The sequence below is a fragment of the Streptomyces sp. NPDC019224 genome, assembly GCF_040632605.1.
Taxonomy (GTDB): Bacteria; Actinomycetota; Actinomycetes; order Streptomycetales; family Streptomycetaceae; genus Streptomyces.
The window spans coordinates 1-15,149 of record NZ_JBEYCF010000013.1; the positions used below are offsets into that span (position 1 = coordinate 1).

At 70.2% G+C, this 15,149-nt stretch carries 16 protein-coding genes, 2 rRNA genes and 1 pseudogene; 5 read left to right on the plus strand and 14 right to left on the minus strand.

The window, feature by feature from the left end:
* Together ABZ564_RS10910 and rrf are read left to right on the plus strand one after the other, a co-directional pair.
* Window positions 1-74 (plus strand): 23S ribosomal RNA (locus ABZ564_RS10910); the annotation flags it as partial.
* Between the two features lie 81 nt (window positions 75-155).
* A 5S ribosomal RNA gene (rrf, locus tag ABZ564_RS10915) occupies window positions 156-272 on the plus strand.
* 2 nt (window positions 273-274) lie between these two features.
* Here rrf and ABZ564_RS10920 read toward each other — a convergent pair.
* A pseudogene (locus ABZ564_RS10920) lies at window positions 275-494 on the minus strand (helix-turn-helix transcriptional regulator); the annotation flags it as partial.
* Window positions 495-578: 84 nt separating this feature from the next.
* On the opposite strand from ABZ564_RS10920, the gene ABZ564_RS10925 reads away from it, so the two are divergent.
* A complete protein-coding gene (locus tag ABZ564_RS10925; protein ID WP_360853040.1) occupies window positions 579-1,136 on the plus strand; it encodes a GNAT family N-acetyltransferase in 558 nt (185 codons plus the stop codon).
* Between the two features lie 9 nt (window positions 1,137-1,145).
* Here ABZ564_RS10925 and ABZ564_RS10930 read toward each other — a convergent pair whose 3' ends face one another.
* The 12 genes from ABZ564_RS10930 to ABZ564_RS10985 all read right to left on the minus strand — a co-directional run bounded on the left by ABZ564_RS10930 (window position 1,146) and on the right by ABZ564_RS10985 (window position 11,915).
* Window positions 1,146-2,840 carry a type VI secretion protein gene (locus ABZ564_RS10930; protein WP_360853044.1) on the minus strand — a complete coding sequence of 565 codons (1,695 nt, stop codon included), beginning with the start codon at window positions 2,838-2,840 and terminating at the stop codon, window positions 1,146-1,148.
* Between the two features lies 1 nt (window position 2,841).
* Window positions 2,842-4,260 carry an ATP-binding protein gene (locus tag ABZ564_RS10935; RefSeq protein ID WP_360853047.1) on the minus strand — a complete coding sequence of 473 codons (1,419 nt, stop codon included), beginning with the start codon at window positions 4,258-4,260 and terminating at the stop codon, window positions 2,842-2,844.
* 39 nt (window positions 4,261-4,299) lie between these two features.
* Complete coding sequence (locus tag ABZ564_RS10940; protein WP_360853050.1) at window positions 4,300-5,850, minus strand: SCO6880 family protein; 1,551 nt, start codon at window positions 5,848-5,850, stop codon at window positions 4,300-4,302.
* Window positions 5,847-7,175 carry a hypothetical protein gene (locus ABZ564_RS10945; protein ID WP_360853053.1) on the minus strand — a complete coding sequence of 443 codons (1,329 nt, stop codon included), beginning with the start codon at window positions 7,173-7,175 and terminating at the stop codon, window positions 5,847-5,849. The genes ABZ564_RS10940 and ABZ564_RS10945 overlap by 4 nt, the downstream gene beginning before the upstream one ends.
* A gap of 31 nt (window positions 7,176-7,206) precedes the next feature.
* Complete coding sequence (locus ABZ564_RS10950) at window positions 7,207-8,073, minus strand: hypothetical protein (protein WP_360853056.1); 867 nt, start codon at window positions 8,071-8,073, stop codon at window positions 7,207-7,209.
* A gap of 191 nt (window positions 8,074-8,264) precedes the next feature.
* Window positions 8,265-8,573, minus strand: a complete 309-nt coding sequence (locus ABZ564_RS10955) for a hypothetical protein (RefSeq protein WP_024493027.1) — start codon at window positions 8,571-8,573, stop codon at window positions 8,265-8,267.
* Between the two features lie 279 nt (window positions 8,574-8,852).
* On the minus strand, window positions 8,853-9,542 hold the full coding sequence (locus ABZ564_RS10960) for a DUF402 domain-containing protein (protein WP_360853061.1): 690 nt from the start codon (window positions 9,540-9,542) through the stop codon (window positions 8,853-8,855).
* Between the two features lie 75 nt (window positions 9,543-9,617).
* Complete coding sequence (locus ABZ564_RS10965) at window positions 9,618-10,052, minus strand: hypothetical protein (protein ID WP_360853064.1); 435 nt, start codon at window positions 10,050-10,052, stop codon at window positions 9,618-9,620.
* Window positions 10,053-10,141: 89 nt separating this feature from the next.
* Complete coding sequence (locus ABZ564_RS10970) at window positions 10,142-10,573, minus strand: hypothetical protein (protein WP_360853067.1); 432 nt, start codon at window positions 10,571-10,573, stop codon at window positions 10,142-10,144.
* 79 nt (window positions 10,574-10,652) lie between these two features.
* Complete coding sequence (locus ABZ564_RS10975) at window positions 10,653-10,877, minus strand: DUF397 domain-containing protein (RefSeq protein ID WP_360853070.1); 225 nt, start codon at window positions 10,875-10,877, stop codon at window positions 10,653-10,655.
* Window positions 10,870-11,058: a DUF397 domain-containing protein gene (locus ABZ564_RS10980; RefSeq protein ID WP_360853073.1), complete on the minus strand. Its 189-nt coding sequence runs from the start codon at window positions 11,056-11,058 to the stop codon at window positions 10,870-10,872. The genes ABZ564_RS10975 and ABZ564_RS10980 overlap by 8 nt, the downstream gene beginning before the upstream one ends.
* A gap of 11 nt (window positions 11,059-11,069) precedes the next feature.
* Window positions 11,070-11,915 (minus strand): helix-turn-helix transcriptional regulator, encoded by an 846-nt coding sequence (locus tag ABZ564_RS10985; RefSeq protein WP_360853076.1) that lies wholly within the window; start codon window positions 11,913-11,915, stop codon window positions 11,070-11,072.
* 208 nt (window positions 11,916-12,123) lie between these two features.
* On the opposite strand from ABZ564_RS10985, the gene ABZ564_RS10990 reads away from it, so the two are divergent.
* The gene (locus ABZ564_RS10990) at window positions 12,124-12,567 is read left to right on the plus strand and encodes an ATP-binding protein (RefSeq protein WP_360853079.1); all 444 of its coding nucleotides are present in this window, start codon (window positions 12,124-12,126) and stop codon (window positions 12,565-12,567) included.
* 130 nt (window positions 12,568-12,697) lie between these two features.
* Here ABZ564_RS10990 and ABZ564_RS10995 read toward each other — a convergent pair whose 3' ends face one another.
* Window positions 12,698-13,513 carry a DUF4232 domain-containing protein gene (locus ABZ564_RS10995; RefSeq protein ID WP_360853082.1) on the minus strand — a complete coding sequence of 272 codons (816 nt, stop codon included), beginning with the start codon at window positions 13,511-13,513 and terminating at the stop codon, window positions 12,698-12,700.
* A 320-nt stretch (window positions 13,514-13,833) separates the two neighbouring features.
* Between ABZ564_RS10995 and ABZ564_RS11000 the strand changes: the two genes are divergently transcribed.
* Window positions 13,834-14,994, plus strand: a complete 1,161-nt coding sequence (locus tag ABZ564_RS11000; protein ID WP_360853085.1) for a hypothetical protein — start codon at window positions 13,834-13,836, stop codon at window positions 14,992-14,994.
* Window positions 14,995-15,149 lie beyond the last annotated feature (155 nt).

Consider the following 15,149-nt stretch of genomic DNA (forward strand, 5'->3'; position numbering starts at 1 on the left):
GGTTGATAGGCCAGATGTGGAAGCCCGGCAACGGGTGGAGCTGACTGGTACTAATAGGCCGAGGGCTTGTCCTCAGTTGCTCGCGTCCACTGTGTAAGTTCTGAAATAACGAACGGCCGTGTTGTTGCCCGGTGTGTTCATAAATTTCATAGTGTTTCGGTGGTCATTGCGTTAGGGAAACGCCCGGTTACATTCCGAACCCGGAAGCTAAGCCTTTCAGCGCCGATGGTACTGCAGGGGGGACCCTGTGGGAGAGTAGGACGCCGCCGAACAATCATTGTGGGAAAGCCCCGTGCCGATGGCACGGGGCTTTTCTGCGTTTCAGCCCGAAAGAATCCAGATGGGTGTCGTACGCCAGGATCACCGCCTGGCCGCGGTCCCTGACGCCCCCTCTTGGCAAGGATGCGGGAGACGTGGGTCTTCAGCGTCGACTCGGCGAGGTGCAGGCGCTCGGAGATCGCGGCATTGATCCGGCCCCGACCGATGACCGTGAGGTGCGGAGGTGCGGAGGTGCGGCACCGGGCGGGCAGGGCCGAATCCGTTTGCGTGGTCGCGGGAGCGCGGGTCAGGATCGGCGCATGGACTACGTGATACGGCCGGTGCGTGCCGACGAGTGGCAGTCGGTGAAGGAACTCCGGCTGGCCGCCCTGCGGGACCCGGCCGCCCCGGTGGCATTCCTGGAGACGTACGAGCAGGGCCTGAAGCGGTCCGACGAGGCGTGGCGGGAGCGGACGGCGGACTCTTCCGAGGACGGTGCGGGCGAGGTGCGGCAGTTCGTCGCCGAGGGCCCGGACGGTGCCTGGGCGGGGTCGGTGACGGTGCTCGTCGAGGGGCCGGACGTCGAGGCGCGGTTCGGTGAGGCGGCCTCGGTGAACCAGGGGCACCTGGTCGGCGTGTTCGTGCGGCCGGAGGCGCGGGGCTCGGGGGTGGCCGATGCGCTGTTCCGGGCGGCTGTGGAGTGGGCGTGGTCGATGGAGAAGCCGCGGCTGGAGCGCGTACGGCTGTATGTGCACGAGAACAATCCGCGTGCCGCCGCGTTCTACCGGCGGTTCGGCTTCGTACCGACCGGGGAGACGGTGCCGATGCCGGGAGATCCGACGGCGCGCGAGCTGGAGTACGAGGTGACGCGGCCCTGAGGCCGCTCCTCAGAGGATGCTGGGTGTCCGGAGCTGTTGTGCCCAGTGGGAGCGGGCCTGTTCCGGGGAACGGAGCAGGGCGATGGTGGACAGGCCCTGGGTCTGGCCGGACCTCAGCAGCTCCGGCAGCCGGGGCAGGGGTGCGACGGCCGCGACGTCGTCGAGGACGAGCGTCATTGGTGGGTCGAGCCGGCCGTCGGATGACCGTGCGGCCATGCGGCGGCCGTGCTCGACCACGTCTGAGGCGAGTGCGGTGAGCAGGGGCATCGTCCCCGGATCGGATCGCGGGGACTCGATGGATTCACCCACCACATAGAGGCTGCCCCCTTCGTCCACGAAGGAATCCAGCGCGAGCGCATCCGTTCGATTTGGGGTGCAGGCTTCCCGGACGTGGACCGAGGAGAGGGTGCCGAACGCACGAACCGTCAGCTCCTGCGCCATCTCGCGGCGTTCGGGATGGGCGGTGAGCGCGGACTCCAGCAGGCCGGCGAGACCGGGTGCCGCCTTCGGGTGGGTGCGCAGCAGGCGGACCGGGTCGTGGGCGTTGCCGCCCATGGCCCAGCGGTGCACCTGGCGGAAGGGGCGGCCGTCGATGGCGGCGGCGTGCAGCCAGCAGCGCAGGAGGGTCTCGGCGGTGTCGGCCGTCGCCGCGTCCACGCGGGCCTGCGGTCGTACCGGGGCGAGCAGCGCGGTGGCGCGGGCGGCGGCCCGGTCGGCCTGCTCGCATCCGGTGGTGGGCGCCCAGTGCAGCCGGTCCGGGGTGTCGCAGAGGTGGCCGGGGTCGTAGACGAGGACGGGGCCGAGCTTGGCGCGGGCGTCCTTGGTCTCGGCCCAGAGGCTGGGGTCGGAGGTCACCACGAGCACGGGTCCGTCGGCCTCGCGGATGGCCTGGACCGCGGTGGCCCGGCGGGTGGCGGCGGGGCCGTAGAGGACGAGGGGGGTGCGCGGGGAGGGGACGCCTGGGGTCAGGGGGAGGACGGGTGCGGTCTCCCCGGCGGGCACGGTCTCTCCGGCGGGCACGGTCTTCCCGGCGGGTCTCGTCTCTGCGGCGGTGGCCGGTAGCGGTTGTGTCCTCGGTTCGGCCGCCGCCTCGGGCGCGGTTCCGGTGAGGTGTTCCGTGGGAACGTGGACGGCCGATGCCGGGGCGGTCATACGGAGGACGTCGGGCTCCGGGGTCGGTCCGGGCCCGGGGAGCGAGGTCTCGTACGCGTACTCCTCGCGCTTGCCCCGTCGGCCGCGCGTGCGGTCCCTGCCCTGCGGGGTCCGGCGCCGCGCCCGCTCCTCCCGGCGTACCTGTTCGTATCGTGCCAGTCGCTCGGTGCGTTCCGCGCGGCGGCGGGCCCGTACGGCCCGCCAGCGGGTGATGACGCCCATCACGAACACCGACAGCACCACGAACACCATCAGTTCACCGATGAGCAGGCCCCAGAACAGCCCGTATCCGGAGAGCTCGTCCGGTGGTGTGCCGGGCCAGGCGGCGGGCAGGTCGTGCGGGGCCGCGAGCAGCCGGCGCAGCGCCAGCGGTGTCTCGGCCAACGTGACGCCCTCGGGCCAGGCCCCGTGGGCGAGGAGGCCGGCCAGGCCGGTGGCAGCCCAGGCCAGCAGGGTCACCCCGAGGAGGAAGGCCAGCAGCCCTACGAGCAGGCCGTCGGGGATGCCGCCCCCCTTGCCGTCGCCGGGCCGAGCCTCGCCACTCCCTGCCATGTCATGCCACCGTTGACTCGGACGACTCGTTCAGCCGCTGCTGGTTCTCGATCCTGGCCGCGCGTTCCTCCGCTTCGAGGTCGGCGGCCCGTACGTCGTCCGGGAGGGGGTCGTTCACGGACGACTCGGTCATGGCGCGGTCGGTGAAGACGAGGGGGCGTTCGGCCTCGGTGATCAGGTGTTTGACGACCTGTACGTTGCCGTTGACGTCCCAGACCGCGATGCCCGGGGTGAGGGTGGGGATGATCTCGACCGCCCACCGGGGCAGGCCGAGGACCCGGCCGGTGGCTCTCGCCTCGTCGGCCTTCTGGGCGTAGATCGTGCGCGTCGACGCCATCTTCAGGATGGCCGCGGCTTCCCGTGCGGCGGCGCCGTCGACCACGTCGCTGAGGTGGTGGACGACGGCGACGAACGAGAGGCCGAGCCGGCGGCCGAACTTCAGCAGGCGCTGGAAGAGCTGGGCGACGAAGGGCGAGTTGATGATGTGCCAGGCCTCTTCGACCAGGAAGATGCGCTTCTTGCGGTCGGGCCTGATCCAGGTGTGTTCGAGCCAGACGCCGACGATCGCCATCAGGATCGGCATGGCGATGGAGTTGCGGTCGATGTGCGAGAGGTCGAAGACGATCAGCGGGGCGTCGAGGTCGATGCCGAAGGACGTCGGCCCGTCGAACATGCCGCGCAGGTCGCCGTCGACGAGCCGGTCGAGGACGAGGGCGACGTCCAGGCCCCAGGCGCGTACGTCGTCTATGTCGACGTTCATCGCCTGGGCGGATTCCGGTTCGGGGTGGCGCAGCTGCTCGACGATGTCCATGAGGACGGGCTGGCGGTCGGTCGTGGTCGCGTTGACGTAGGCGTGGGCGACCTTGAGCGCGAAGCCGGAGCGTTCGTCGAGGCCGTGGCCCATGGCGACTTCGATGATGGTGCGCAGCAGGGCGAGCTGGCCGGTGGTGGTGATCGCGGGGTCGAGCGGGTTGAGCCGGATGCCGCCGTTGAGGGCGGAGGTGGGGTCGAGGCGGATGGGGGTGAGGCCCAGCTCCTGTGCGATGAGGTTCCACTCGCCGACGCCGTCCTCGCCCTGGGCGTCCAGGACGACGACCTGGCGGTCGCGGAAGCGGAGCTGGCGGAGCACGTACGTCTTCTCCAGCGCGGACTTGCCGTTCCCGGACTCGCCGAGGACCAGCCAGTGCGGGGCGGGGAGCTGTTGTCCGTAGAGCTGGAAGGGGTCGTAGATGTAGCCCTTGCCGGAGTACACCTCGCGGCCGATGATCACACCGGAGTCGCCGAGGCCGGGGGCGGCGGTGGGCAGGTAGACGGCCTGGGCCTGTCCGGTCGAGGTGCGGACGGGCAGCCGGGTGGTCTCCACCTTCCCGAAGAGGAAGGCGGTAAAGGCGTCCGACAACGCGGACAGCGGATCTCGCATGGCGTGACTGACCTCCCTCTCGGTGTCGTGGGCCGGCCGTCAGCGGCGGATGCCGGTGGCGAACGGCAGGGTGTTGACGAAGGCGCGGTGGTGTTCGCGGTCGCACCACTCCAGCTTCAGGTACGACTTTCCGGCGGAGGCGCGGATGGTCCGCTTGTCGCGGGCGAGGGCCTCGGGGGAGCGCGAGGACACGGTGATGTACCCCACGAGGTTGACCCCGGCGGCGCCGCTGGCGAGATCCTCGCCCCGCTGGTCGAGCCGGCCGTGGGCGGCGATGTCGCGAGGGTCGACGGTCCGGTTCATCTTGGCCTGGCGGCTGGCCTCGGCGTCGTCGTTGGTCTTCTCGGTGAGCATCCGCTCGATGGCGATCTCGGTGGGTTCCAGGTCCATGCAGACGGCGACCGTGCGGATCACATCGGGGGTGTGGACGAGGAGCGGGGCCAGGAAGTTGACGCCGACGGGGGTCATCGGCCATTCCTTCACCCAGGCCGTGGAGTGGCACCAGGGGGCGCGGGTGGACGATTCGCGGGTCTTGGCCTGGAGGAACGTCGGTTCGACCGCGTCGAGCTCGGCGGGCCAGGCGTTGCGCTTCGTCATGGCCTGGATGTGGTCGATGGGGTGGTCGGGGTCGTACATGGAGTGGACGAGGGAGGCCAGCCGGCTCTGGCCGAGGGGCTGGCGGACCCGGATGTCGGCCTCGGCGAGGCGGGCGCAGATGTCGGTGAGCTCGCGGGCCATGACGACGGCGAGGCCGGCGTCGCGGTCGAGCTTGCGGCCTGTGTGCGGGCGGGCGGCGCGGGCCATGGCGTTGGCCTCGGCGGCGAGCTCGCGGTTGAAGTGCATGCAGGCGACGAGGTAGGCGCGGTGCTGCTCGCTGGAGGTGGAGACCATGGACTGGAGCTGGTCGTAGGAGTCCTGCAGCCAGCGGGGGGAGGACTTGTCGCCGCGCTGGGCGACGTCCTTGGCGTGGGCGTCGGGGTCGGCGGGGAGCGTACGGGCCAGCATCTGGATGCGCGTGACGAAGCCGTCCCCGTTGGCGACGTGCTTGAGCAGGGTGCCGAACCGGTCGACGAGGGCTTCCTGGTCCTCGCTGTCGCGCAGCCCGACGCCGGGGCCCTCGATCTCGATGGCCGCGGTGACGGTGCGCCGGTCGGCGTGGAGGAGGACCGCGATCTCGTCGGGGCCGAAGGGGGCGGACAGCCAGTTGATCCGGCCGATGCCGGGGGGCGGGCCGATCTCGACCTCGCGGCCGTCGGCGCGGGTGCCCGCCTCCATGGCCGAGGAGCGGTAGGCGGTGCCGCGGCGCAGGGACCGCTTGTAGCTGCGGTTGATCTCGAACCACTTGTAGAAGGTCCGGTGCCGGTACGGGACGTACACCATGGCCACGGCCAGCAGCGGGAAACCGGTGAGCAGCACGATGCGCAGGGAGAGGACGGGGACGAGCAGGCCGCTCATCATGCCGAGGAACGCGCCGGCGATGATCAGGGCGATCTCGCCCGTCTCACGGTTCTTGCCGACGATCGCGTTCGGCCGGGCCCGGCCGATGAGATACGTACGGCGGGGCGCGATCGGATGGGACTGTGTGCTCAACGCCCGCCACCTCCTGTGCGGTTGTTACCTGTGCTGCCTGAACTGCCCGGTCCGCCGCGTGAGCCGCGGCTGCTGTGCGGGGTGCCGGAGGTGGGGCCCGAGCCGCTGCGGGGCGGAGGTGCGGCGGAGGGGACAGATCCGCCGCCGACTCCGCTCCCGGCGTTACGGGAGCTGTGGGCGGCGACTCCGCCGCTGACCGGGTTGGCGGGGCGGCCGCCGCCGCTGCCGGTGTCGCCGCCGCTCTGGCCGCCGCGGCTGCTGTGGGTCTTGATGCCCTGGGAGACGAGCGCGGCGGGCGAGCTGATCATGGCGGCGGCCTGGGAGCCGTCGGTGGCCTGTTTGCGGTTGGTGCGGGCGCCCTGGATCTCGTCGCCGAAGCCGGGGACGAAGCGGTAGATCATGCCGGAGGCGAAGATGGCCAGCAGGATGATGGCCAGGCCGGAGACCACGGCGGAGAACGCGTCGGGGCCGTCGTCGGAGGACAGCGCGCCGGCGAGGCCGAGGACGATGACGATGACGGGCTTGACCATGATCACAGCGATCATGATGCCCGCCCAGCGGCGTACGTGTCCCCACATGTTCTTGTCGACGAGTCCCGCGTACACGGCTGTGCCCAGGAGGGCGCCGACGTAGAGCAGGGCCGCGCGGATGACGAGTTCCAGCCAGAGGATGCCGGCGGCGAGGATCGACACGAGCGAGACGACGATCAGCATGATCGGGCCGCCGCCGATGTCGGAGTCCTTCTTGAGCGCCTCGGCGAAGGACCCGAAGAAGACGTCGGTCTGGCCGCCGGAGGACGAGGCGATGACCTCGGTGACGCCGTCGGTCGCGGAGACGATCGTGTAGAGGATGAGCGGGGTGAACGCGGACGCGAGGACGGTGAGCCAGAGGAAGCCGATGGCCTCGGAGATCGCGGTGGTGAGCGGCACGCCGCGGATCGCCCGCTTGGCGACGGCGAGGAGCCACAGGACGAGCGTCAGGACGGTGGAGGCGGCGAAGACGATCGCGTACTGCTGGAGGAAGCGGGTGTTCGTGAAGTCGACGTTGGCGGTGCTTTTGACTGCGTCGCTGAGCTTGCCCACGATCCACGCGGCGGCGTCGGCGCAGCCCCGCCCGAGGGAAGTGAGCGGGTCGAGAGCGGGGTCGGTGCTGGCGGGCGGGGTGGATTTGGGGGAGCTGGCGTTGCCGCCTTCGCAGTAGTCCTTGGCGGGGCCGCGAATGAGATCGCAGGCGCTGCTGTCCTCGCTGGGGGTCGGGATCGGTGACGGCGCAGCGAATGCACGGCTGGCTGCCAGGACGGCGAAAACCTGGACAGAGCTCGCCATTGCTGCCAGCGAAAGGCCACGGGAGCGGCGACTACCGGGCATACGTGAACCCTCCGAACTGTTCGACCGCATCAGCCATTTCTTCAGCAGAGGAGGCGGCTTGGTCCCGGCCGACGGGGGCCGGGCCGTCCTTCTGCGTGAAGTTGGTGACCTTCCAGTCTCTGCCGGTCCACTTGAGCTCGAAGGTGTTGGTGAACCAGCTTTCGGACACAGGGTTCTTCGATCCGTCGCCGGCCAGACCGAACAGAGCTGAGTACCAAACAGCGACGCTTGCAGTGTCGCCGCTGAACTTCACGACCTTGGTGCCGACAGGGTTGGAGCGTGAGATAAACGTCTGCCCGGCTGGTGCGGTGCCCTCGGGAGTGAGACCGATGTTCGCGAGGAAGTCGGCATCGGAGTAGACCTTGTCCAGGGCATCCTGGCGTGCAGCGGCGACTGCTGGTGCGTACACCGCACCTGTAATGGCGCGTCGCTGGTCTCTGTCGAACATGTCGGCGGACCCGAGCGCCACCGCGTAGTTCGCCGCCGCGCTCTCCGCTCCCTGCCGGTCGTGGGCGAAGCCCGAAGGGATCGTGCCGTTCTTCCCCGTCACCGGCTTCGTCCCCGTCGCCGCGGTCGGTGCGGCACCGGCCTTGTCGCCGCCGCCCCTCGACTTCCCGCCCGAGCCGTCGTCGCCGCCCATGTTCGCGAAGGCGATGGCGCCCAGCAGGAGGACCACCACGCCGACGAACGTGATGAGGGAGCGCGAGGCGCGGGCCGGGCGGCGGGGGCCGTAGGCGTCGCCGGCCGGGCCCTCGGGCAGGCGGGTACGGGTCTGGCGTGTGCCGCCGATGGTGCTGTAGGCGTCGCTCGTGCGTCCCGCGTCGTTGCCGTAGCCGTCCTCGTCGCCGAGACTCATGCCGCGTACGCCCCCTCAACCGTTGCTCGAACCGTTTCGTAGTACGACGGTAGCCGTGCTGCTCTCCGCGCGGACGCGGTGTGATGACTCGACATCAGGGGTACGCAACCTCTGCCGGTGGGCACGACGGACGGATGGGAGGGGTGGGGCGGACAAGTGGACGGCGGCCCCCGGTCAGGGGTGACGCCTGCTCAGACGGCCATCCCGTAGACAATGGTGAACAGGGTGCCGAGCGATCCGATGATGAACACACCGGTCAGGCCCGCCACGATCAGCCCCTTGCCCTGTTCCGCGCTGAACGTGTCGCGCAGAGCCGTCGCGCCGATCCGCTGCTTGGCCGCGCCCCAGATCGCGATGCCGAGGCACAGCAGGATGGCGATCGCCATCACCACCTCGATCATCACGCGCGCCTCGTTGCCCAGGGTCCCGAACGGCCCCCAGTTCGGGGCGATTCCGCCGATGATGGTGGTGATATCGCCCTTTTCAGCTGCCAGGATCATGTAAGTCACCGCCCCTGTTGGGTAGTTCGGCGCCCGTACCGCATGGCACGGGTCACTCTCTATCTTCGCTGATGAAACTGCTTTCGTACGACGACTTCACTGCTCTCTTTACCCGGATCTCGCACATTTGACCGGTCTGACCGCCCTGACCTGCGGATCGAATCGGTGTATGGGCGAAATGCGCATGGTTACTCTGTGTATCACGGAGAGTGACGCCGGGCAATGATCGGCATTGCGCCAGGCTGGCCGAGATGTCCCGAAGTGGCCGAGCGGCGCTGTTCAGGGCGTGGGGCGGGAGGCCTGGGCGTCGGTCGGGCGCAGGAGCGGGTGGCGCGGAGTCGGCGGGCGGGACGGGGTCTTCCACCAGGACGGTGGCCGGAAATCGCACCAGGAGCCGTCGAAGGGAAAGGTTCCGGCCTCGGCGAGCTGTGCGACCGTCGCTCCTTCGGACCGGATCGCGAGTGCTTCCTCGGCCGTCCAGTACGCGGGGTGGCCGGTCTTCTCCGCGAAGGACTGCTCGTCCTTCCAGCTCCATGTCCGGTCCGGCGCGACGTTGATGTCCAGTTCGTGGTCGGTGATGTCGATGTCGGCGCCGTGGTGGACACGCCGTTCGAGATTGACGTACCAGCCGCGGAACTTGTGTCTGCGGCCGAAGAGCCACAGCACCGAGTGCGCGGCTCCCGTCGGCTGGTAGAAGAGGGCGTCGCCCATCGGCCAGCGGCCCGCGACGACGGGGAAGCCCTCGGCCGGACGCTCGTGCGGGTCGATGTCCCGCAAGTGAGTGACGCCCCGCGGGAGTGCGGCGTGCCACATCGGGGTGCCCGATTTCATCCACACCAGCTGGCCCGCGTCCGTGCGTTCGACGAGGCGCACGGGTACGGAGGCGCTGAGGTGGCCGCCTATGAAGAAGTTCCAGTGCAGGATCTGGCCCGGCGCACTGCTTGCGGTGTCCCTCTTGTCCTCTTTCATGTAATTGATCATGCCCGCCGCGAGCGCGGCGGACACGTACGGGAGCAAGGCCGGACGAGACCCGCTCACGGCCCGTCAGTCGGTGGCGATTCCCCGGCTCGCGAGGACCTCGGGGTCGAACGCGGCGCCCATGCCGCAGTCGTCCACGCCCGAGATCAGCCGCAGGTTGGGCAGCAGGTCGAGGTCGTCGAGGGAGCGCACGTCGTAGAGGTCGTCCTCGCCGTCCCAGACCGGGGAGCACTCCTGGTACACCTCCAGCCCGCCGTCGAGCTCGAGTTCCTCGACCGTCGCGAGCAGCTCCGGGCTGATCTCCAGCGCCTCGAAGTACTCCCGGGCCTCGGCCAGCACCGTGTGGGCGAGGTCGTTCTCGTACGCGTAGTCCTGCGGGTCGTCGATGCCCTTGGCCTTCAGGCAGTCGGCGATGCGGAACACCGGGGTGAGGGTCCCGTCGGTGTACATGAGCTGTTCGATGACGAGCAGCTTGAAGTTGAAGTCGCGGAAGGCGGTCATGCGGCGAGCGTAGCGGGGCGGTATGACAGCCGGTGGATGGTGTGGAAGCCGTGGGGCATGAACGGGGTCCCTTCTGTGGGCAGGGACGCTCAGCTCTCGAACTCCTCCGCCAGCTCCTCCCACGCGAGGTCGCGCAGAGCCGCCGGAGCGTTGTCGTTCGTCGGCGGGTCCGGTGTGTGCTGGAACCAGACGACGACCAGGGCGGAGAAGTGCCAGCCGTCGTCGTGGGCCGGGTCCAGCTCCTTCGAGTCGAACTCCCCGATGCACGCCACGGGTGGCAGGTCCTCGATCGGTTCGCCCCGGCGCGTGTCCCGGCCGCGGGCCGTCCGCTCGGGCGGGATGAGGTGGACCGGCAGCTCCGGGTAGGCCTCCCGGGCGGTACGCAGCAGGCCGGCGATGATCCGGTCGTTGACGGCCGCGGTCGAGGCGCCCTCGATCAGGCCGCCGTACGTCGAGTGGAGCCGCAGCTCCATGAGCGCGATGCCGCGGCGCGGCGAGAGGGTGAGGTAGGTCAGGGGCATGCCAGGACGGTACGCCGGGCGCCGCCGAGGCGGGGGTCGATTGGGCGGGGGCCGATGGGGGCGGGCGCACCGCCCCGGCTCACCCCTGCCCGTCGACGAAGTGGTCGAACTCGCCGGCCCGTACGCCCTTCGCGAAGGCCTCCCACTTGGCGCGGGTCGTCGTGACGACGGTTTCGGGATCGCGGGTCTCGCGCAGGAAGACGAGGTCGTCGTCCCCGAAGGCGATCTCGATCCACGGACCGGGCCCGGTCGCGCCCTCGGGGGCGGCCCGGGTCCAGGTGAGGGGGGCGGAGTCGTCAGTCACGGGGTGCGTCCTCCTTGAGCGAGCGGAGGAGCGCGGCGAGGGCGGCGGGGGTGGTGCGGAGTATCGCACCGGTGGGGTCGCCCGATTCGGTAAGTCTCATCGTGCCGTTGTGAGTGGCCACGTGAACACAGGAGTTGCCCTGCGCGCAGTAGGACGACTTCTGCCAGGCGTACACGGTCATGTCGCGCTCCTTCACAGGCTGAGGGCAATGGTGTGGATGAAGTTCCGTGAGTCCTCCCGGTCGAGTGCGATGGTCTCCATCCGACTCAACAGGACCCGGTACTTCGCCAGCTGCGGCTCGGTGTCGAGGAATACGGGTCCATGCGATTGGTCCAGGTTGATGGTGTCGAGCTGAGGTACGGGTCCGTGCGAGTAGTAGATCGACTGGCCCGATCCTGCGAAGCTTCCGGCCGCGAAGGGGATCACGTGGATGGAGACGTGGGGGAGTTCGCTGAGCGCCAGCAGGTGTTCCAGTTGTTGACGGGTGACCTTGGGGCCGCCGAACTGCATGCGTAGCGCGGCTTCGTGGATGACGGCCCTTTGCGGGGCCGGACGGTCTCGGTGCAGAACGGCCTGCCGTTTGATGCGGAACGAGACCCGGTGCTCCACTTCGGGCGGAGACAGCGCCGGCACGTCCTGCCGGAACACCTCGCGGGCGTGCTCTGCGGTCTGGAAGAGCCCGGGGACGTGGACCGTGACCGCCGTACGGAGGTGCTGCGCATGGTGCTCGACCTCTGCCAGGTCGAGGAGCGGCGTGGGAAGGATCTCCCGGTACTCCTCCCACCAGCCGCGGGTTCGGTCGGCTGTCATGTCGCAGAGGGCGGCGACCAGACCCTGGTCCGTGCAGCCGTAGTGGACGGCCAGTGCGCGTAGCCGCGCCGGGCTCACTCCCACACGTCCGGCTTCCATGTTGCTGATCTGGTTCTGCTGTACGCCCAGCAGCCGGCCGGCCTGGGTCGCGGTGAGGCCCGCACGTTCACGCAGCTTGCGCAGTTCGCTGCCGAAGCGGAGCTGGCGACCCGTCGGGCTTGTCCTCACGGGTTGGTTCGCCTCCTTGAGCGGCTGGTCACCCACACGAGTGTGAGTTAACGGATATCTCGCGAATCGGTTAACTCATTAACTCTGACTCGCTAGCTTGGATCTCGGCCACCCGCCCGGAAGTACCCCGCTCGACGGAGCGGCCTCGTCACCGGGCAGCGCAGGAAACCTCATTCACGCCGTCCGTCCCTCGTGATCGGAGAACTCCATGCCCACTGCCACGGTAGCGCCGCCCTGGACCTACACCCTCCAACTCCCGCAGGATCCCCGGGCCCCCGGGGTCGCCCGGGCCACCCTCCGTACCGTCCTTCGTGTCCATGGCATGTCCGAACTCACCGAGACCGCGGAACTGTTGGCCAGCGAACTCGTCACCAACGCCTATCGGCACTCCTCGGGTCCGTACTCCCTGCGCGTGCGCGACGCCGGCCGCAGCCGGGTTCGCCTCGGGGTGTGGGACACCGAACCCACCATCCCCGCCCCCTTCCAGTGGAGCGACCGGGCCGCGGAAGAGCTCGCCGAACGGGGGCGCGGGCTCTACCTCGTCACTGTCTACGCCGACAGCTGGGGCGCGTACCCCGTGCGCGGCGGGCTGCCGGGGCAGCGCGGGAAGCTGCTCTGGGTGGAATGCGCGGCCAAGCCGGACTGCCAGTGAGGTCGCCTGCCGTCCCTGTGCGCAGTGCGGCGCTGGGTTGTGGCCGTGGGGGCGCGATGTGCCGGGGGGCGCCGAAGCCCCTGCCGGGACGAGCGTCCGGTCAGGGGCTTCGGCGGGGGTGGCGGAGGTGTCAGGACTTCGTGTTCGCCTGCTTCATGGAGGCCACCGCGTCCGCGACCGTGCTCTCGTACAGGCCGAGCTTCGGGGTGCCGACCTTCACATCCGGGCCGAGCGGGAAGTTGAGCTGCTCGGCGTTGGGCATGTGGTCGCCGTCGGCGAGCACGTTCAGCTCGTTGACCCAGGTCACGCCGTTCCCGCCGCCCGGGTTGAGGTCGATCACCGCGATCGCGGCGGTCTTCGGCTTGACCGGGTACGCGGGGGCGCCGCCCAGGCCGCCCGGGACCAGCGGGACGATGTCGCCGCTGTGGTCCTCGGCGTTCGAGGCGCCCAGGCTGACGCGCGGGAAGTAGCTCAGGCCGCAGGAGTCGGTGCCGGTGTTGTTGACCTCGATCACGTGCTGGGTGGCCGAGCCCTCGCGGGCGTACACGCGCACCGACAGGTCGGCGCTCTCGCACGGGTGCTTGTAGGCGTAGCTGTCGCTGGTGTTGCCGCCGGTGGCTCCACTCGTCGAACCGCCCGTCTTCGCGGCGCCGTCCTTGGACTTGCCGGTGCTGGAGGTGACCGTGTCCGTGGAGCCGTCGGACGTCTTCGCACCGTCGGACGCCGTGGAACCGCCGGTCTTCGCGGTGTCCTTGGCGGTGTCCTTGGCGGTGTCCTTGGCGGTGTCGGTGGCCGTGGTGGCCTCGGCGGACACGGAGTTGTCCGCCGGGCCGGCCGCCTTCGTGCCGCTGCCGTCGCCGCCACAGGCGGTGAGGGCGAGGGCGAGCACGGCGGTGACGGCGGCGCCGAGAGCGGCGGTGCGGTTGCGGTTGCGGTTCGTGCGCATGGAGTTCCCCGAAGTGTGTGGCGGTCGGATGGTCGGCTCGGTGCGGCCAGGGCCCGGGACCTGCGGCGAACCGCTCCCCCTCCGGACTGTCTGACCTGGGAAGCTTCTCGCCCGCCGCTCATGTTCTGCTAACGCCTCCCTGACGTCCCGCTGACGTCCCTCCGTGCGTGCTCGGGCATGCTTCGGGCGTGCTTCGGGGTCCCGGGGTGCGTATGACCCGGCGCCCGGTCGGGAAGACTTCGGGCCGTGCGCGTGACTTCGGCGGTCCGATCACCGTTAGATGTGATGTGCCCAAGCCTGTCGTGTCCGCCGTGCCGCCCGTGACGACCGCTTCCGCCGGGGACGGTGCCGCCGCCCCGCCGTCCTTCCTGCTCACCCCGCGCCAGGGGGAGGCCGCCCGCGCGCTCCTGTCGTACGTGGCCGGCCTGCCGCTGAACACCGTCGACGCGCAGCTCCTCGCGGTGGTCGTGGGGATCCGGGCCGCCCGGACGGGTGCCGGCAACCTCACGAGGACCGATCTGCGCTCGCTGCGGCTGGAGGACCCCGAGGGCGCCCTGGCCGAACTGTCCGCGGCCGGGTGGGGGGTGCCCGGTGAGCTGATCGACGGGGACCCGGACAAACCGGCCGGCATCGTCGTGCCGGACATGGCCCCCGGACCCGGCCATGTGCTGCCCCTGGGCAAGGAGGCGCGGTCGAAGGTATCGGGCTGGTCCATGCGTACGAGGGCGGCCAAGCCCGTACGGAAGGGCTCCTCGGCGGTCCGGCTGGCCGCGCTGTTCCTGGCGGCCCACTGCTCCGCCGAGCTGGTCGGCCACGCGCCGGCCGAGCTGCCCGTCGCCTGTTACGGGGCGGTGCCCACGCTCCTGGAGAAGGGTTTCCTCACCGAGGTGAGCGGACAGACGTACCGGCTCGGCCCGGCGGTGGGGCACCTCGCGGGCCTCTTCCGTACCCCGGAGGAGCTCGCCGCACTCGCGCGGGAGGAGGAGGAACGGCGGGCGGCCCGGGAAGCGGCGGCCGTCGCGGAGGCCACTCCGGAGAGCTGGGCGGCATGGAAGTCGGAGGTCAGCCCCGCGCTGCTGCGGCACGTGGAGGCGGTCGAGAACTGCCGGCTCTGCCATCTCGCCTTCAGCCGCGTCGCGAACGGGTTCATGACCCCGCCCTCCCCCCTGCCCATGCCCCGGTCGGCCCTCGACGCCTACGCCACCTGGCGGGACGCCCATCCGAACTGCGGTCGCGAGGCCGCCCTGTTCACCGTGGCGTTCCGTACGGGGCACGGCCACGGGCCGTCGTACGGACAGCTGTGCAAGGGCCTGGGGTGGAAGAAGCTGTCGCGGGAGCTGCGCGGGATCATCGTGCGCACGCTCATCGACGAGGGCTGGCTGACCTCCACGCCCCCGGTGCCGTGGACCCTGCGACCGGGGAAGACCGCCCACGCGCAGGGGATCGTCCTGCCCGGACAGGTGACCCGGGCCGGTCGCTGAGGGCGATGGTGCGTGCGGGGCTCCGGGGAGCACGGGCGGACTTCGGGGAGTACGGGCGGGCTCCGGGGAGTACGGGCGGGCTCCGGGGAGTACGGGCGGGCTCCGGTGGGTGCGAAAAACGATGGCACGCGGTGGTGCGGCTCTGCCACACTCCG